Annotated in this window: 17 protein-coding genes; 9 read left to right on the plus strand and 8 right to left on the minus strand. The window is 70.0% G+C overall.

What is annotated here, in order from left to right; translation table 11 throughout:
* Positions 1-142 precede the first annotated feature (142 nt).
* A complete protein-coding gene (locus O7542_RS03085) occupies positions 143-1,990 on the minus strand; it encodes a glycoside hydrolase family 15 protein (protein WP_043329230.1) in 1,848 nt (615 codons plus the stop codon).
* Positions 1,991-2,048: 58 nt separating this feature from the next.
* Positions 2,049-3,029, minus strand: a complete 981-nt coding sequence (locus O7542_RS03090) for an NAD(P)/FAD-dependent oxidoreductase (RefSeq protein ID WP_281605670.1) — start codon at positions 3,027-3,029, stop codon at positions 2,049-2,051.
* A gap of 79 nt (positions 3,030-3,108) precedes the next feature.
* On the opposite strand from O7542_RS03090, the gene O7542_RS03095 reads away from it, so the two are divergent.
* Positions 3,109-3,693: an XRE family transcriptional regulator gene (locus O7542_RS03095; protein WP_281605671.1), complete on the plus strand. Its 585-nt coding sequence runs from the start codon at positions 3,109-3,111 to the stop codon at positions 3,691-3,693.
* 52 nt (positions 3,694-3,745) lie between these two features.
* Positions 3,746-4,543 carry an alpha/beta fold hydrolase gene (locus tag O7542_RS03100; protein ID WP_281605672.1) on the plus strand — a complete coding sequence of 266 codons (798 nt, stop codon included), beginning with the start codon at positions 3,746-3,748 and terminating at the stop codon, positions 4,541-4,543.
* A 1-nt stretch (position 4,544) separates the two neighbouring features.
* Here the strand turns inward: O7542_RS03100 and O7542_RS03105 are convergent, their stop codons facing one another.
* Both O7542_RS03105 and O7542_RS03110 read right to left on the minus strand, forming a co-directional pair.
* On the minus strand, positions 4,545-5,972 hold the full coding sequence (locus O7542_RS03105; protein ID WP_113972604.1) for an MFS transporter: 1,428 nt from the start codon (positions 5,970-5,972) through the stop codon (positions 4,545-4,547).
* Between the two features lie 74 nt (positions 5,973-6,046).
* A complete protein-coding gene (locus O7542_RS03110) occupies positions 6,047-6,505 on the minus strand; it encodes a MarR family transcriptional regulator (protein WP_113972603.1) in 459 nt (152 codons plus the stop codon).
* 113 nt (positions 6,506-6,618) lie between these two features.
* Here O7542_RS03110 and O7542_RS03115 point away from each other — a divergent pair, with 113 nt between their 5' ends.
* Entirely contained in the window at positions 6,619-7,488 is an 870-nt protein-coding gene (locus tag O7542_RS03115; protein ID WP_199495990.1) for a universal stress protein, read from the plus strand.
* Between the two features lie 81 nt (positions 7,489-7,569).
* On the opposite strand, the gene O7542_RS03120 is transcribed toward O7542_RS03115, so the two are convergent.
* A complete protein-coding gene (locus tag O7542_RS03120; protein WP_281605673.1) occupies positions 7,570-8,238 on the minus strand; it encodes a Crp/Fnr family transcriptional regulator in 669 nt (222 codons plus the stop codon).
* A 201-nt stretch (positions 8,239-8,439) separates the two neighbouring features.
* On the minus strand, positions 8,440-8,904 hold the full coding sequence (locus O7542_RS03125; RefSeq protein WP_274479150.1) for a hypothetical protein: 465 nt from the start codon (positions 8,902-8,904) through the stop codon (positions 8,440-8,442).
* A gap of 212 nt (positions 8,905-9,116) precedes the next feature.
* Here O7542_RS03125 and O7542_RS03130 point away from each other — a divergent pair, with 212 nt between their 5' ends.
* The 4 genes from O7542_RS03130 to O7542_RS03145 all read left to right on the plus strand — a co-directional run bounded on the left by O7542_RS03130 (position 9,117) and on the right by O7542_RS03145 (position 14,465).
* Positions 9,117-9,917 (plus strand): hypothetical protein, encoded by an 801-nt coding sequence (locus O7542_RS03130; RefSeq protein ID WP_274479149.1) that lies wholly within the window; start codon positions 9,117-9,119, stop codon positions 9,915-9,917.
* Positions 9,914-12,202: a hypothetical protein gene (locus O7542_RS03135; protein WP_281605674.1), complete on the plus strand. Its 2,289-nt coding sequence runs from the start codon at positions 9,914-9,916 to the stop codon at positions 12,200-12,202. The genes O7542_RS03130 and O7542_RS03135 overlap by 4 nt, the downstream gene beginning before the upstream one ends.
* Before the next feature lie 14 nt (positions 12,203-12,216).
* Positions 12,217-13,095, plus strand: coding sequence for a hypothetical protein (locus O7542_RS03140; RefSeq protein WP_166456659.1), 879 nt, complete (start codon positions 12,217-12,219; stop codon positions 13,093-13,095).
* A 143-nt stretch (positions 13,096-13,238) separates the two neighbouring features.
* A complete protein-coding gene (locus O7542_RS03145; RefSeq protein ID WP_281605675.1) occupies positions 13,239-14,465 on the plus strand; it encodes an ROK family transcriptional regulator in 1,227 nt (408 codons plus the stop codon).
* 91 nt (positions 14,466-14,556) lie between these two features.
* Here O7542_RS03145 and O7542_RS03150 read toward each other — a convergent pair whose 3' ends face one another.
* Entirely contained in the window at positions 14,557-15,489 is a 933-nt protein-coding gene (locus O7542_RS03150; protein WP_281605676.1) for a phosphotransferase, read from the minus strand.
* Between the two features lie 41 nt (positions 15,490-15,530).
* A complete protein-coding gene (locus O7542_RS03155) occupies positions 15,531-16,106 on the minus strand; it encodes a dihydrofolate reductase family protein (RefSeq protein ID WP_281605677.1) in 576 nt (191 codons plus the stop codon).
* A 92-nt stretch (positions 16,107-16,198) separates the two neighbouring features.
* Between O7542_RS03155 and O7542_RS03160 the strand changes: the two genes are divergently transcribed.
* Both O7542_RS03160 and O7542_RS03165 read left to right on the plus strand, forming a co-directional pair.
* Positions 16,199-16,777, plus strand: coding sequence for a TetR/AcrR family transcriptional regulator (locus O7542_RS03160; RefSeq protein ID WP_281605678.1), 579 nt, complete (start codon positions 16,199-16,201; stop codon positions 16,775-16,777).
* Positions 16,778-16,851: 74 nt separating this feature from the next.
* Entirely contained in the window at positions 16,852-17,997 is a 1,146-nt protein-coding gene (locus tag O7542_RS03165; RefSeq protein WP_064448255.1) for a polysaccharide pyruvyl transferase family protein, read from the plus strand.
* Positions 17,998-17,999 lie beyond the last annotated feature (2 nt).

Genomic DNA, 17,999 nt, shown 5'->3' on the forward strand with positions numbered 1-17,999 from the left:
GCCGGGACGGCGGAGCAGAGCTGGTACGTCAGAAGAAGCCGGTCACCCTGCCGCCGTCAGCGGAGGGACCAGGGCTTCATGACAGCGGCGAAGAACCTCATGCGGTAAACAGTACCCGGCTCCGGGCCGGAGATCACCGGAGTTACCGGCGGAGGCGGGCGGAGGCCTCGGCGTCGAGCAGGTCGTTCACCGCCAACGCCGAGTTGATCAGGGCGAGGTGGCTGAACGCCTGCGGATAGTTGCCGATCTGCTCACCGGTGGAGGCGATCTCCTCGGCGTATAGCCCGAGGTGGTTGCTGAAGGTGAACATCTTCTCCAGGGTGAGCCGGGCGTCGTCCAGCCGGCCGGAGCGGGCCAGCGCCTCGACGTACCAGAACGTGCACATGTTGAACGTGCCCTCGTGACCGGGGAGCCCGTCGGGGGAGTGGACCGGGTCGTACCGGTGGACCAGGCTGTCCGAGACCAGGTCCCGCTCGATCGACTCGAGGGTGGACAGCCACAGCGGGTCGGTGGGCGTGACGAAGCCGACCGCCGGCATGTAGAGGAGGGCGGCGTCGAGCACGTTCTCGTCGTACGCCTGCACGAAGCTGCCGCGTTCCCGGTGGAAACCGCGGGCCATGACCTGGTTGTAGATCCGGTTGCGTTGTTCGGTCCAGCAGTGCATATCGCCGGGCCGGCCGGTGCGGGTGGCCAGCCGGATGGCGCGGTCCAGCGCCACCCACGACATCACCCGGCCGAACGTGTAGTTGCGGGGGTGGTGGCGGCTCTCCCAGATGCCGGCGTCGCGCTGGTCCCAGTTGTGGCAGAGCCAGTCGATCAGCCGCACGGTGCTCTTCCACACCTGGTGCGACACCCGGATGCCCTGCTCGTCGGCGAGGTGCATGGCGTAGAGCGCCTCGCCGTGGATGTCGAGCTGGAGCTGGTCGGCGGCGCCGTTGCCGATCCGCACCGGACGGGAGCCGCGGTAGCCCTCCAGGTGGTCGAGCACCTCCTCGTGCAGGTCCGAGGACCCGTCCACCCGGTACATGATCTTCAGTGGGTCCTGGTGGTCGCCGGCCTCGCGGATGCGCTCGTCCAGCCAGTCCATGTACCGGCTGACCTCCTCGGTGAACCCGAGGCCGAGCAGCGCGTGCACGGAGAACGAGGTGTCGCGTACCCAGGTGTAGCGGTAGTCCCAGTTGCGGGAGCCGCCGACCAACTCGGGCAGCGCGGCGGTCGGCGCGGCGATCATCGCGCCGGTCGGCGCGTACGTCATGAGCTTGAGCGTGATGGCCGAGCGCTCGACCATCTCCCGCCAGCGCCCGGTGTAGCGGGAGCGCTCGACCCAGCGCCGCCAGTAGTCCCGGGTCCACTCGAACATGCCCTGGACCTCTTCCGGCGGAATGATCCTGGGCTCGTCGATGCCGGTCTCCAGGACCACCCCGCCGGTGTCGCCCTCCTGCAACGTGCCGTAGGCGATCAGGTCGCCGTCCTCCATGCGGATCTCGCCGGTCTTGGCCCAGAGCTGCCGCACCGGATCGATCGGGTTGAAGGCGAGCGTCGCCGACCGGCTCCGGAACAGGTAACCGTTGCGGTGCCGCTCCAGCTCGTGGCTCTCCCGGGCGAAGTCGAAGCGCGGCCGGCACTCCACCCGGAACCGCATGCTGCCGCGCACCATGTTGACCATGCGCACGATGCGGTGCGAGTCGGTGACCCGCTCGCCGGTCACCGGCATGAAGTCCATCACCTCGGCGACGCCGTCCGCGCTGATGAACCGGGTGATCAGGATCGGCGTGCCGGGGAGGTAGAGCTGCTTCGTGACGTACCGGACGTCGTGCGGGGCGATCTGGAAGAAGCCGCCCTTGTCCTTGTCCAGCAACGCGCAGAAGACGCTGGGCGAGTCGAAGCGCGGCGCGCAGAACCAGTCGATCGTCCCGTCACAGGTCACCAGCGCCGCGGTCTGAAGGTCGCCGATGAGCCCGTGATCCTCGATCGCCGGATAGCTCTTCACGTCGCCCCCCAGGTTCCGACTGCCCTCTCCGACTCAACCTAGGGGAAGAATTGTCAGGTTAGAGGGGATTCGTGGTCACCCACCCTCGCGCGTCACGCCGCGCCTCGACCGCCCGGCGGGTCTCCTCGTTCACCAGTTCCGCGTTGATCATCGCCGCGGTCCGGGCACCAGCCGCGGCAGCGGCCCCGACCTGCGCCGACAGGTCGGTCACGTTGCCCGCGACCCACACCCCGGGCACCTCGGTACGCCCCGACTCGTCGGCCGGCAGGTACTCGCCCATCCCGCTGGGGTGCGGTTGCGGGCGCAGGCCCAGTCCGGCCAGGAACCCGGTGCGCGCGACCATCCGGGGCGCGACGGTGAGCACCTCCCGGTCGACGGTGCGGCCGTCGCGCAGGCGTACCCCGGTCACCCGGTCCCCGGCCGTCTCGACGGCCGCGACCTCGCCCTCGACCACCGGCACACCGCGGGCGGCGAGCTGCTCGGCCTGCTCGTCGGTCAGCGGCGGCGCGGTGTGCCGCAGGTAGACCACGTCGTCGCTCCACTGCCGGAACAGCAGCGTCTGGTGCACCGACATCGGGCCGCTGCCGATCACCCCGATCGGCCGGTCCCGCACCTCCCAGCCGTGGCAGTACGGGCAGTGCACCAGGTCCCGGCCCCAGCGCTCGCGCAGGCCCGGCACCTCGGGCAGTTCGTCGACCAGGCCGGTGGCGACGAGCACATGACCGGCGCGTACCCGCCGGCCGTCGGCGAGCGTCACCTCGAAGCCGTCGCCGTCGCGGCTCACCGACTCGACCCGGCCCTCGGTCAGGTGCCCGCCGTAGCGGTGGACCTCGTCCCGACCGCGTGCCAGCAGTTCGGCCGGCGGTACGCCGTCGTGGCCCAGCAGCGCGTGCACGCCGTCGGCGGGCGCGTTGCGCGGTTCGCCGCCGTCCACCACGAGCACCGACCGGCGTGCCCGGGCCAGCATCAGCGCGCCGCTCAGCCCGGCCGCGCCGCCGCCGATCACCAGTACCTCGTAGTCCTCACGTAGCTCGGTCATCGTGACCACCTCCGCGACCAGACTGCGGCGGGGAAGCGCAGAACCGCAAACTCTCTTGCTGATGTGGCAAACTGGGGGCATGGACGTCGACCTCGACCAGGCCCTCGACGCGGTCGGTCCCCGGCTGCGCGCGCTGCGGCGTGAGCGGGAGACCACGCTCACCGACCTCTCCGCCGCCACCGGCATCTCGGTGAGCACGCTGTCCCGCCTGGAGTCGGGCGGCCGCAAGCCCACCCTCGAACTGCTGCTCCCGCTCGCCCGCGCGCACGGCGTGACGCTCGACGAGCTGGTCGGTGCCCCGCCCACCGGCGACCCGCGCATCCACCTGCGGCCGGTCGCCGCGTTCGGGATGACCATGCTGCCGCTCACCCGCCGCGCCGGCGGCATCCAGGCGTACAAGCTGATCATCCCGGCCGGCGGCCGGTCCGAGCCCGAGCCGAAGACCCACGAGGGGTACGAGTGGGTCTACGTGCTCAACGGGCGGCTGCGGCTCGTGCTCGGCGAGCACGACCTGGTGATGGTCCCCGGTGAGGCGGCCGAGTTCGACACCCGCGTACCGCACTGGTTCGGGCGTGCCGACAGCGAGGGGGTGGAGTTCCTCAGCCTCTTCGGCAGCCAGGGCGAACGCGCCCACCTGCGGGCCCGCCCACGCGCGTCGAGCTGAGCGGCGACGGTAAACACGCCCGCCGCGGCATCGGCGGCGCGACGATCGGCGGGTGAGCTATGCGGACGTCGGCGGGCTGCGGATCTGGTCCGAGGAGCACGGGGCCGGCAAACCGCTGGTCCTGCTGCACGGCGAGTACGGCTCGACGGAGGCGTTCGCGCCGGTCCGCCCGGCGCTGGCCACGCGCCGGCGGCTGATCGCCGTCGACCTGCAGGGCCACGGCCGCACCGCCGACGTGGACCGGCCGCTGCGGTACGAGTCGATGGCCGACGACGTCGCCGGGCTGCTGCGGCACCTCGGCCTGCCCCGGGCCGACGTGCTCGGTTACTCCCTCGGCGGCGGGGTGGCCCTGCGTACCGCGATCCAGCACCCCGACCTGGTCCGGCGCCTGGTGCTGGTCTCCACGCCGTTCCGGCGGCGCGGCTGGTACCCGGAGACGCTCGCCGCGATGTCCGCCCACGACGAGCGCGTCGCGCAACGGATGCGCGGCACCCCGCTCCACGAGCGGTACGCGCGGGTGGCGCCCCGCCCGCAGGACTGGCAGGCGCTCTGGGCCCGCGGCGGCGAGCTGCTGCGGCGGGAATACGACTGGTCCGCCGAGGTGGCCGCGCTGCCGATGCCGGTGCTGCTGGTCTTCGCCGACGCGGACGAGATCCCGGTGAGCCACGCGGCGGAGTTCTTCGGCCTGCTCGGCGGCGGCCGCCGGGACGCGGGCGGCGACGGAACCGGCCGCCCCGCGTCCCGGCTGGCGGTGCTGCCCGGGCTGACCCACTACGACGTGCTGACCTCGCCCGCGCTGCCGGCGGCGGTGCTGCCGTTCCTCACCCATCCGGCGCGCGCCCCGGGCTGACTCAGCCCACCAGCGCCGGAGCGTCCGCGCCCGCCGTCGTGCGCGGGCGCAGCAGCGCGTACGCGAGCCCGACGGCGACCACGAGCAGCCCCGCGCCGATCGCGAACGCCAGGTGGAATCCGCTGGTCAGCGCGGCGGCCCGGTCGTCGCCGAGCGCGAGGCGGTCCGCGGTACGGGCGGCGGCCAGCGTGGACAGCACCGCTACGCCGAACGCCATGCCGAGCTGCTGGGTGGTGTTGAACAGCCCGGAGGCGAGACCGGCGTCGTCGGGGCGGGCGGCGGACATGCCGAGCGCGGTCAGCGCCGGCAGCACCAGCCCGAACCCGCCGGCGAGCAGCATCACCGGGAGCACGTCGGGCAGGTAGCGGCCGTCCACCGGTACGCGGGCCAGCAGCACGAACATGGCGACGAGCAGGACGAGCCCGGCCAGCAGCACCGCCCGCTCGCCGAACCGGGCGTTGAGCCGGGCGGAGACGCCCAGCGACACCGCGCCGATGACGACTGCCGCCGGGAGCAGGGCCAGCCCGGTGCCTGTGGCGTCGTAGCCGAGCACCTGCTGGAGGTAGAGCGTGACGAGCACCTGGAACGCGAACGTCGACGCCACGGTGAGGATCTGGACCACGTTCGCCACCGCCACGCCGCGCGAGCGCAGGATCCGCAGCGGCATGAGCGGGCGGCGTGCGGTCGCCTGCCGGACGACGAACCCGGCGACCAGCGCGACGGCGAGCGCGCCGAGGCCGAGCGTGCGCGCCGACGTCGCCCCGTACCGCTCGATCGTGACCACCGTGTAGATGCCGAGCACCAGTCCGGCGGTGACCAGCAGCGCGCCCGCCACGTCGGCCCCGGCGGCCAGGCCGAGGCCCCGGTCGGCGGGCAGCGTACGGACCGCGAGCGCGATCGTGGCCAGGCCGATCGGCAGGTTGATCAGGAAGATCCAGTGCCAGCCCAGCGCGTCGGTGAGCAGGCCGCCGGCGACCTGGCCGATGGCCGCCCCGGCCGCGCCGGTGAAGGCGAACACGGCGATCGCCCGGCCCCGCTCGGCGGCGTCGGGAAAGAGCGTGACCAGGATGCCGAGGCTCACCGCGACCGCCGCCGCGCTGCCGACACCCTGGAGGAAGCGGGCCGCGACGAGCGTGGCGCTGTTCGCCGCCACCCCGGCCAGCACCGAGGCGGCGGTGAACAGCGCGGTGCCGCCGAGGAACATCGCCCGGCGTCCGACCAGGTCGCCCAGGCGGCCGGCGAGCAGGAGCAGGCTGCCGAACGCGATCAGGTACGCGTTCACCACCCAGCTCAGGCCGGCCGGGGAGAAGCGCAGGTCGCGCTGGATGGCCGGCATCGCCACGGTGACGATGCTGCCGTCGAGGATGGTCATCAGGGCGCTGGTGGCGAGCACGCCGAGGGCGAGCCGCCGCGAGCGGGGAGCGGACATGGAGTCCTCCTGTCGAGAGGTGCGACAGGAGGGACCGTAGCGGATAGTTCCGTTACGGACAATCTATTGAGGGACTATTGGCGAGCTCGGCGGGCCGGTTTCGGGCTCTGTACCGGCGTGGCCAGGTGGCCGGCGGCCAGGCGCTCCAGCGCGCGCAGGAAGACCGCCCGCTCGTCCTCCGGCAGGCTCGCCAGCGCCTCGGCGTGCACCCGGTCGACGATCTCCTGGCTGCGCGCGGCCACCCGGGCGCCCTCCTCGGTGACCGCGATGATCCGGGCCCGCCGGTCGGTACGCGACGGCCGCCGCTCGGCCAGCCCGGCCTGCTCCAGCGCGTCCACCGTCACCACCATCGTCGTCTTGTCCATGTCGCCCATCTCGGCGAGCTGGATCTGCGTACGCTCCTCGGGCAGCGCGTGCGCGAGCACGCAGTGCATCCGCGCGGTCAGCCCGATCTCGGCCAGGGCCGCCGCCACCCGGGTGCGCAGCACGTGACTGGTGTGGTCGAGCAGGTACGACAGGTCCGGGGTGCTCATCCGCCCAGCGTACCGATGGGTTCGTGGCGGATGATCCGGCGCGGACCCGGTCGGACCGCGGATACGATCTTGTGAGATGTCGTCGGCAGGAGAGGTTCGGTGCGGTGAGCGACGTGCACGGCAGGCAAGTGATGGTGGGTTACGACGGGTCTCCGGCCGCGAGCGCCGCCATCGAGGCGGGCGCGTTGCTGTTCCCCGGCGCGCACGCGTGGATCGGGCATCTGTGGACGCCTCCGTTCGCCAGCGAGGAACTGCGCAAGCGGCTCTGGACCGGCAAGCGCAACATCAACGCGTTCGTGGAGGCGATCGAGCGCGAGGGCGGCCGGGAGGCCGACCGGCTCACCTCCGTCGGCGTGATGCTGGCCCGCGCGGCCGGCTGGGACGCCGAGCCGCTCGTGTGCCGCAGCTACGGCGGTGAGGGGCTCCGGCTCGCCGAGCTGGCCGACGAGAAGCAGGCCGACGTGCTGCTGCTCGGCTCGCGCGGTCTGGGCGGCGCCCGGGCCGTGCTCGGCAGCGTCTCGGACATGGCCGTGCACTACAGCCCGCGGCCCGTCCTGGTGGTGCCGCACCCGCTGCTCACCGACGAGCACGACGCGCTCGCCGCCGGCCCGGTGGTGGTCGGCTGGGACGCCTCCGCCGGCGCCGAGGCGGCGCTCGACTCCACCCGGCGCCTCTTCCCCGAACGGGACGTCGTCCTGGTCGCCGTCGACGGCGACGAGGGGGAGACGCCCACCCCGGAGACGGCCGGCGGTTCGGTCACCGTCGTGCGGGTCAGCGCCGGACGCGGCGCCCAGGGACGCGCGGTGGCCGAGGCGCTCTCCGCCGTCGCCACCGAGCACAAGGCGAGCGCGGTGGTGGTCGGCTCGCGCGGACGGACGGCGATGCGCAAGATCCTGCTCGGCAGTGTCGCCATGGCCACCCTGCACCGCGCGCACCGGCCGGTGATGGTGGTGCCGCAGAGCCCGGTCCGCGAAGCGGAGTAGAAGTCGGCCGCGACGACAGAAGCATCACGGGTGCCTCCCCGGCCGGGGAGGCACCCGCGGCGTTCCACCCCAGCCGTACGCTTACCGCTCGCTCCTCCCTGCGCGCCACTCTTGTCGTACGTTCGGTAAGCGCCCGATCTGTCGAAGGGCTGCAAGGTCCCGGATGGTGATTTGGCGGTACCCCGTCTCAAGAGCCCCGGCCTGCCGAAGCTCGCGAAGCGCCTTCTCTACGGTCGGCTCCGCCGCACCACTCAGCGTTGCCAACTCGGTCTGAGTGAGCGTCACTCCAAGAGTTCTGCCGCCTGGCACCGGCTCGCCGTGAGCGGCTGAAAGCTCGGCCAGAACCCGAGCCAGTCGAACCTTCGCCGGGTAGGAGGCGAACTCGACCCTCCGCTGATTGGCCCAGCGAAAACGGGCTGCAGTGGTTCCCGCCAACGCAAGCGCCGCCTCTGGGTGATTCTGCAAGAAGGGGTACCAGTCACGTCGATGAATGATGTTGATCATCCCGTTGCTGCAGCTCGTGACGGTAGCGGTGCGCGGTGTGCCGGCCAGCGCTGATATCTCACCTACGACGTCGCCCGAAACCCTGATCGCCAGCAGGGCCTGACGGCCATCGGCCAGGTTGACGGTTACCTTAGTCAATGCGTGCCGAAGTAGCAGCATATGGCTGCCCTCATCACCTTCGCGGAGAATGCGGTCTCCGGGTTCCACCTCGATGGCTGTACCGATGGAGAGGAAGGCGGCGCGCACGGACGGAGCCAAGCAGTTGAGGAGTGAACCTGGAGGCCACTCTGGCGAGGTCTGCGCTCGTTCCTGGTGTTGTCGCATGTCAGCACCCCGTTCGCCGTGAGACATGACGATGCTCGGCCTGGTTGCGGCTGCATCAGCACAGGAACCATTGTGGTCGATGCAGTCGGCCTGCAGAAGGTGTCCAAGCGGCAGGGTGCCCAGCTACACGAAGGAGGCAAGGATCAGCCAAGCCGTTGCAGAGGCGGCTGCAACGAAGGTCCACGGGAGTGCTGAGCGGACCCGATGATGCTTGCTACGTGCGATCTGACCGAGCAGCATCACAAGCTGCCACGCCTCGGTGATTTCCTGTCCCGCATCCAGCGCAAGTGGTGCTGATCGAGGCTCGATGAAGCCGAACCGGTTCGCTCCCTTCGGTCCGGTCACCACCGGCCGGAAGCCGAGTGCCAGGTGCCGAGTGCCCAAGGCCGAGCAGCACAGGAAGACAGCACAGGCCAGGCCGAGGGGCAGGCCGAGAACTGGATTGGCTGTTATGTCGGATGGTGCGGGCATGCTGCTGGCGGTGAGGCTTACCAGCGCACCGTACAAGCCGGCCAGTCGGGCGATCTTGGCGTCGGCATGCTGGATCGAGTCTTGATGCATTCGGGCGGTTGCCAACGCGCGTTCCACGTCTGAAGTGCTGAAGGAAGCTGGAGTCTGAGGGGTGCTCATGGCGCAAGTCAAGTCTGGGCTGCCCTCGCCTGGCCCCTTTGAAGTAGGGATTGACGTGAATGCGACAACAGCCCTATAACCGAAACCCGTATTTTGATGGCATTCCCACGGTCACGCCTCGCTATAAGTGACATTGTCTCGCAAGCAGGGCGGGGCACGAGGAGGGTGAGATGGCATCGGTTGTCCAGTCGCAGCGGCGGCTGATCATGTTCGTGGATATGGAGAGCTACAGTAGGAACGACGACGTCGGACAGTTCCATGCGCAGAAAAACTTCCGAAAGATTATGCGCGAAGCCGCGGATCTCTGTGGACTGGATCGGAGTGGTTGGACGGTCCAGGCGACAGGAGACGGTGAATTCGCCATCTTTCCGCCTGGGACCTCGGAGCCGAGGATTGTTGCCGAACTCGTCCCGGCCATGGAACGGGTCTTGCGTGACCACAACCGTCAAGCCTCAGATCACGCTCGTATCCGAATGCGCGTCGCCATGCATCAAGGATTGGTGGCTCTGGCCGAGAACGGCTTCGCCGGCAAGGCAGTCGTAACGGCCGCCAGGCTCGTCAACGCCGAGCCGTTGCGCGACGCGCTGGGCTCGTTCCCTGACGCCGCAGTGGCGTTGATCGTGTCGGACACGATCCACCGCGACGTCGTCTCCCAGTCCTACAGCGGTATCCGGCCAGACCGCTTCCGCCGAGTGCGCGTCGAGGTGAAGTCCTTCGTAGATGAGGCGTGGATATTCGTGCCGGATGAGAACGTCAACTGCACTCCCATGGATCCCCCTGCCGATCGTCGCAGTGGTGCTCGCCGTCGTGCGGAGAAGGCCAAGCAGCCGCCGGCAGGTCGGACCAGTGGGAGCAGGTTCGACTTCGGCACGGTGACCAACAACGGGCCCACTGTGTACGGCGACAACGGTCGCGCCTACGGCTCGCATGCGGCGTGGCGCGAAGAGGAGGACGAGGAGGACGGGTCGTGATTCCCCAGCGTCCCTCTACGGACGAGCCGGCACCCGCTGATGGAGGGCCTGACGCGCCACCGGAAGGGGTGGGTCAGGAGGTAGACGACTCGAAGAAGCCGACTGCGGCGGCAGGGCCGGAGGGTGACGAGGGCGCTGCGGGCGCACAGTTGCAAGACAGCAAGAAACGTGAAGAGAACAAAGAGGATGAAGGGCGGTCGGACGCCCAAGCGGAGGGCGATGAGTCTGGCGACTCGGCCGACTTCGTCCAGGCCAACCCGACGCTTCGAGCCTGGGTGCCAGGGCAGGGCAACCATATTCGTTTTGACGACGTTCGGAACGATGGGCCAGCGGTATATGGCGATTACGCGCACGTTATCGGAAGCGTCATCAACGTGGCGCAGGACGACCGCGTTCGGCTCAGCATCGACCCCGTCAGCCGGATCAAGCTCAAGGTGGCGACCTTGGTCAAGCCTGCATGCTTCAAGGATTTGACCCAACGCCTTGATCGGAGCCCGGTAGTTGGCCTCGCGGGCCCGTCCGGCACCGGGAGATTAACCACAGCCTGCGCTGTGCTCGCGGCTCGCTACGGCGGGGAGAACGTTCGAGAGATCATGCTCACCGAATCCAGTGACCCCTTGCAAGTTCGAGATCATCCCGATCTGCTGCAAAAGGGACACGGGTATATCATCCGGCTCGGCCCCAACGCCACCGCCGGGCTCATCCGGGCCTTGGAGCGAACATTTGAGCAACGCGAATCAAGTGCCATCATGGTCCGCGATCTGGACACGCCAGGCGGCGCGCTCCATCACGCGGAGGTGTTTCACCACCTCAGCATCGATCCGATAGCGGTGTTCCGTCGGCATCTCGTTTACAATCTCCACGGCCGCTGCGTCCATAGCGACAGATGCGGTGACCGGCGGTGCGGGACCCGCTATGCGCGCCGTCTGCTGGAGAAAAAATTTGTTCGCCGTGGTGTAACGCTTCTTCATCGTCCTCGTGAGTGCGCGCAGCAGGCGGAGATGATAGCGACCCGACTTCCGCAAAGCGACGAACAAATAGCTGCGCTGCTTCCGTCCGGGGAAATTCGGCGACGTGTGCGTGCGCGCGCCATCCTGGAGACGCCACCTGTCGACAGCAGCTATCAACATCGCCACCTCCAGCACCGCCGTGCCCTGCGAGTGACCTATGCAGTGTTCTCCGGCCATCCGATTGCACACGTGACGGACGCCGCCGGGCTGTTGTTGGAAGGGCTTGATGGACTCTTCGCTCATTCCGCAATCGGTCGGCCTGCGCTGGTATACAGCTTCCCCGAGCTGCTCGGCGACGATCTTGCTCAGCACTGGGACAGTGAGGAAAAGGCAATAGGTAGTTTCAAATCTGGTCTGGCAACCCGCAAGGCACAGGTCGAGCCGGACATGGTCCGGGCGCTTCTGGACGTCGCTTGGAACGAATTCGACAACAGCCGAAGTGCGCTCATCGGGTGGCTGAACGCTCTGGCAGCTCATCCGGCTGAGGATTTCAAACACTGCGCGGCGGTCGCTGCCGCCGGATTCGCCCGTCACGACTTCGAGCAAGTCTACGACAGTGTGATCGGCAACTGGGCGAAGGACCGGAGGCCGCCTCTTCGTCGAGCTGCCGCGGCTGCACTGGTGGCCGTGGCCAACCTTGCCGACTCGGGGCCTCCCGACAGGCTGGCTGGCCATCGGATCAGCAGCCGCGTGAGCGCGGAGATCTCCTCCCTCGCCCGGTCCGGCGCCGCATTTGAGCGCGACACAGCCGCAAAGGCTTGGTCGATGGGCTTCCGGCCCGCGAACCACAACCGCTTGCTGCAAGAACTGACGCACGTGGCGCGGAACGCCCATGGCTACCTCGGCTATGAGATCACCGGTGCCGTTGCAGGCCTTGCCGGAGACATCGGCCATGCTCCGATATTGGTGCTGCTAAAGAGGTGGGCGCTGAGTGAGGATCGCGCCCTGGAGCTCGCAGCCAGCCGCGCGTTCAGCCGACTGATCATGTCGGAGCTCCCTCTCCCGGGCCAGTTTCCCCTGCTCTCCCTGGCTGGGGTGTCGCCGCACGCTTTGGAAGACGTTGTCACTCTCTGGCGCTTGGTCCTGTTGGATCCTGACCATGCCGAGAACGGCTGGCGCCAACTGGGCCACTGGCTTCGATCCTTCCGGGCCTACGCGCCGACCGCCGAGGCCTTTCAGACGATGCTCCGGAAACTCGTCCTGGATCCGAGCGTGCGGCCGAGGTTTACGTACTGGCTGTCGCGTGCGTCATCGTCTTCTACGTCGGCTGCTTGAGATCAGGAGTGCTCATGAACGCACCTAACGCGGCTGCTCTCACGGAGACCCCGACCCGCGGCTGGAGGATACTTCAGGCGTGGCTGATCCGGCTCTGGACAGCAGCGCGCCGCGCTTTCGTCGGAACAGCGCTGTCCGCTCAAGAGCCCGTTCCGGAGAGTGTCAGTCAGCGTCGCCGACTGTCCCGGCCCATCGTCGTGTCGGCTCGTGGCTCCGTTTTCACTTTCGAAATCGATGTGCTGCTGAACTGGCGGGCAAGACAGCTCAGCGAGGAACTGCTCGGTGCCTGGTCACTGCAATTCGCAGATATTGCGCGAAGGGATGTAGAACGCCACTGCGTTGAGCTTGCACGGAATTTTTACCCTCAGCAGGCCGGCGAGTTCGAGTACCGCCTGAACCGTGAACTTTCGAGAAACCACCGCACCTATGAAAGGCGCGGCGTTGCGCTCCACTGTCGACCCGAGGTCAGGGTCCGCCTCGACCCGGAGGTCCGCCAACAACTCCGTGCGGTCCACTTGCAGCGGATACAGGAGGAAGGCGAACACGAACTGCGCCTCCGTCGAGCCCAGCGGACCGACCAGTTGACTCAACGCTGGATTGCGGTAATAGACCGGCTGCGCCGCAGTCCTCTTGCCCATGCTGCAGCTCACCTGACCGACAAGCACCTTGCCGAAGTCATCGAGCACTACATCGCGGCGGACGAGAAGTCAAAGCTCGACCTTCTCGCCAGCCGCCTGGACGAGGTGCTCCGACGTAGCGGGAGGGTCGGGCAGCCCTTGGAGGCGCACGAAGCTGACGAAGTCATCAAAATGCTCAACGATGTCCTCACCGATATGCCCGACCTTCTGTCAGCCACCTATCGCCCGACCCCGAACGGCGCCAAGTCGCAATGAGCTCAGCGGCAGCCCGTCCGCTCGAGCTAAAGGCGGGAAGTGCGGGCCAAGGCGCCAGCCGTCGCGATGTCGTCGCTGGCAGCGGTCGATAGATGGCAACTACCCTGGGGGCACAAGCCTGCCGCCAGCCGACGGAGTAGTCGATGTTGAGGGATGTGGCCACGGTCCGGCATGCGCAGGGGGACGGCCGCAGAGCCAACCTCGGCGCGTTGCTCCGGCGCGTCCACCTGGCCGGCCCGGTCACCCGCGTCGAGCTGGCCGAGTGGATGGGCGTCAACCGCAGCACGGTCATGGCGCTCACCGCGGAACTGGCGTCGGCCGGTCTGGTCCGGGAGGTGGCGGCCGGCGGCAGCGGACGGGCGGGGCGACCCTCGCTTGTGGTCCGCCCGGCCTCGGACACCTTCTACGTGCTCGCCTTCGACATCGCCGTGGACCGGCTCGTGGCCGCCCGCGTCGGGCTCGGCGGCGTGGTGTCGGCCCGCCTGGAGGCGGAACGGCCACGGGCCGGGGCCGACCTCGACTCGGTGGTCTCGGTGCTCGCCGACTTCGGGCGGGCGCTGCACCATGCCGCGCCGGCCGGATCGGTGTGCGTGGGCGTCGGCGCGTCGTACTGCGGGATGATCCGGCCCGGCGACGGCATGGTCCGCTTCGGACCGGACATGGGCTGGGTCGACCAGGCGTTCGGTGCCGAGCTGGCCCGGCGGCTCGACCTGGGCCTGCCGGTCCTGGTCGGCAACGAGGCGCACCTGGGCGCGCTGGCGGAGCACCAGCGGGGCGCCGGAGTCGGCGTGCAGAACGTCGTCTACCTGCACGGTGACGTGGGCGTCGGCGGCGGGATCATCGTCGGCGGTGAGCTGCTCGACGGCGACGGCGGGTACGCCTCCGAGGTCGGGCACATGCTCGTGAACCCGTACCAGGGGCGGCCCTGCGGCTGCGGCTCGCGCGGGTGCCTGGAGGCCGAGGTCGGCGAGCGGGCACTGCTCGACGCCGCCGGCCGCCCGGCGGGGGAGAAGGGGCGCGAGGCGGTACGGGCCGTGGTGGCCGCCGCCGCGCGGGGCGAGCCGGCGGCCCGGGACGCGGTGCGGCACATCGGTGACTGGCTGGGCATCGGCGTGGCGAACGTGATCAATCTGTTCAACCCCGGCGTGGTGATCTTCGGGGGCACGCTCAGCGAGGTCTTTCCGGTCTGCGCCGACCACGTCCGCAGCCGGATCGCCGCCAACGTGCTGCCCATCTCCCGCGACAAGGCCCGCCTGCGGGTGTCCGCGCTCGGCTACGACGCCACCTTGATCGGCGCCGCCGAACGGGGCTTCACCCCGTTGTTCGCCGACCCCCTCGGCACCCTCACCCGCGCCTCGGCGCTTCGCTGATCTTGGAGTTGTGGCGCCTGGGATGTCGCTTTGGTGAGCCTTGTGAGGCGCCACAACTCCAAGATCGACGGCGGCACTCCGCGCGGGGCGGTCAGGAGGTCAGGCGGTGGGTCAGCCAAGGGAGGAGAGCCTCGCCCTGTTGGCGCTGGAACGCTCGGACCGTGGGGATGCCGGGGGGTGGGGGCTGGCGGGCGCCGTCCAGGAAGAACCCCGTGAGGCCGGCCAGCACACCCGTCAGGTCGGTCGGGTCGACATTCGCGGTCAGCGGTCGGGCGGCGAGCAGCGCGTCCGGGTCGTGTCCGCCGTACACCTGGACGTTGACGACGGTGAACAGGGTGTCCAGCCAGGCCGGCCCGCGACAGGCCCACGGCCAGTCGACCACGGTGACCGATCCGTCCGGGCCGAGCAGCAGGTTGTCCGCGCGGACGTCGACGTGGCAGAGCGTGTCACCGGCGAGCGCGGCCAGGCCCCGGTCGGCGGCGGCGCACAGCTCGGGCAGGTGGGACCGGGCCCACGGGTCGAGGTCGGCCGGCGGGTCGGCGGCGAGGCGCCGCCAGCCGCCGAAGTCGTACGCGAGGTGTTCGGCGGCGGTGGTGGTTCCGGCGGCGGCGGGCGCCGGGGTGAGCGTCGCCGCCATCGCCTCCAGCGTGGACAGCACGGCGGTCAGCTCACCGGTACGCCACGGCGTGGCCGGATGCCGGCCCTCGACGTCGGTGAAGACGAGCGCGATCCAGTGGCCGTCGTCGTAGCTGCCGAGCAGCCGGGGCGCGGGCGCGTCCGGGGGCAGGGCGGCGGCGATCCGGGCCTCGGCGCGGTGCAGGTGGGGACTGCGGTCGTTCTGCGCCGGGCTGACCGCCTTGACGAAGGCCCGGCCACCGCCTGCGGTACGGACGCGGTCGGCGGTGCCGGGGGAGAAGCCGCCCGGCTGCGAGTGCGCCGCCACCACCCGGTCGCCGAGGACGCCCTCGACGCCGTCGCGTACGTGCCCGGGCAGTTCGTGCCAGTGCAGCCGAGTCTTCGTCACCGTTCCACGGTGCGTGCCGCCCGCCGTCCGGGGCAACCGGGTTAATCGTTGCGCGTGTAGTGCAGGACGACCACGCCGGCGTCGAACGGGCGCGCCGAGGTGAGCGTGAGTCGGCGCGGGTCGAAGCCGCTGTCGACGAGCTTGATGCCGCTGCCGACGACCACCGGGTTGAGCTTGACCACCAGCTCGTCGATCTCGTCGAGGAGCTGACCGGCGAGCTGCCCGCCGCCGCAGAGCCAGATGTCGCGCCCGGGTTGTGTCTTCAGCTCGCGGACGATGGCCACCGGGTCACCGGCGACGACGTTCACGTCCGGGTAGTCGGCAGGGGGCAGGGAGCGGCTGAACACGTACTGCTTCAGGTGGGCGTACGGGCTTGTCACGCCCATCTTCAGGCCGGGCTCGTAGCTGGCCCGGCCCATCAGCACGGTGTCGAAGCGGCCGGCGGGCGGGGAGTCGATGCCGAGCTGGGCGTGGGCGAACGTGGGCAGCGTCTGGGGCCACTCGGCCACCAGGTGGGGCGCCAGGTCGGGCGTCAGCGGGAGGAAGTCGAACGACCCGTCGGGCGCGGCGATGAAGCCGTCGAGGGTGCTGGCGACGAAATACACGAGCTTGCGCAAACCGGCTCCGATGTCCGAGGTGATCCACGACGGCTGTCGTGGTTCAGTGGCGAATCTACAACACCTGTCGTGGTTGTTGCTACTGTGTTCGCGTGGCCAGGAACCCGGAACGCCGTACCCTGCTCGCCGACGCCGGTCTGCGGGTGCTCGCCGACGCCGGCGCGCGCGGGCTGACCCACCGGGCGGTCGACGCCGAGGCGGGCGTGCCCACCGGCACCACCTCGAACTACTTCCCGTCCCGCGCGGCGCTGCTCGCCGGCCTGGCCGAACGGATCTTCGACCGGATCGCGCCCGACCCGGCCGTGCTGGCCGACCTCGGCCGCCGCGAGCCGTCGCTCGCGCTGATGACCGACTACCTGCGCGACATCGTCGCCCGCACCACCCGCGAGCCGGGCCTCACCCGGGCGCTGTTCGAACTGCGGCTGGAGGCCGCCCGCCGCCCCGAGTTGCGGTCCGCGCTCGGCGGCGTGCTGCGCCAGGGGTACGCCGACGACGTCGCCCACCACCTCGCCGCCGGACTACCGGGCGGGGCGTACGAGGTGGCGCTGCTGCACTACGCCGTCGACGGGCTCCTGCTCGACCTGCTCACCACCTCGATCGACGCCGGGTTCGACACCGATCAGGTGGTCTCCGACCTCGTCTCCCGTCTGGTCGGCGACGCCACCGGTTGAGTCTCCTCGCCGTGCGTTAACCCGGGGCGGCCAGCGGGAACGCTGGCGCGGACACCCCTGGGAAGGAGCAACGGATGAGGGAACGCACCGGACTGACCATCGGCGTGCTCGGCTCCTACGGCGGTCGCAACCTCGGCGACGAGGCGATCCTCACGGGTCTCCTGGACGATCTGCGCCGACACGAGCCGAACGCCCGGATCATCGTCTTCTCCCGCAACCCCGCGCACACCGCGCTGGCCCACCCCGAGGTCGAGGCGGTGCCGTGGGAGGGCGTCAGCCGCGTCGACTCGTCCCCGGTGCTCAACCAGCTCGACCTGCTCATCCTCGGCGGCGGCGGGATCCTCTACGACAAGGAGGCCCGGCGCTACCTGCGGGTGGTCCGGGTCGCCCAGGAACGCGGGCTGCCGCTGCTCACGTACGCGGTGGGTGTCGGCCCGCTCAGCGACACGCTCGACAGCGGCATGGTGCGCGAGACGCTCGCGCAGGCGGTCGAGGTGACCGTCCGGGACCAGGAGTCGCGGATGGTGCTGGAGGAGGCCGGTCTGATCAATCCCATCACCGTCACCGCCGACCCGGCGTTCCTGCTGGAACCGGAGGAGTTCCCCGAGCAGTGGCTGCGTGAGGAGGGCGTGCCGGCCAACTCCCGGCTGGTCGGGCTGAGCGTGCGCGAGCCGGGCCGGGCGGCCGAACGGCTCGACGTGGACGGCTACCACCGCCTGCTCGCCCAGATCGGTGACTTCCTGGTGCACCGGATCGACGCGCACGTGCTGTTCGTGCCGATGGAACGCGACGACATCCGGCACTCGCACGGCGTGCTGTCGCACATGACCGCCGCCGATCGGGGCCGGATCCTGCACGGCGACTACCGTCCGGCGCAGATCCTCGGCCTGATGCGCCACTTCGACCTCGCGGTCGGCATGCGCCTGCACTTCCTGATCTTCGCGGCCATGATGGGCACGCCGTTCCTGCCGCTGCCGTACGCCGGAAAGGTCTTCGACCTGGCCCAGCGGCTCGGAGTGCCGGCGCTGCGCGGCGTGGAACGGGAGGTCGAGGGCCCGCTGCTGGCCGAGGTGGACCGGCTGTGGGACGAGCGGGCGGCGCGGGCCGACGAGACCGCGCGCCGGGTGGCGGAGGTCTGCGAGCAGGCGCGCGGCACCTCGCAGGTGACCCGCAGCGTGCTGGACAGCATCCGGGCCCGGTCACTGACCCCGGCGGTGTGAGC

This window comes from Micromonospora sp. WMMC264, from assembly GCF_027497275.1.
Lineage (GTDB): Bacteria > Actinomycetota > Actinomycetes > Mycobacteriales > Micromonosporaceae > Micromonospora > Micromonospora chalcea.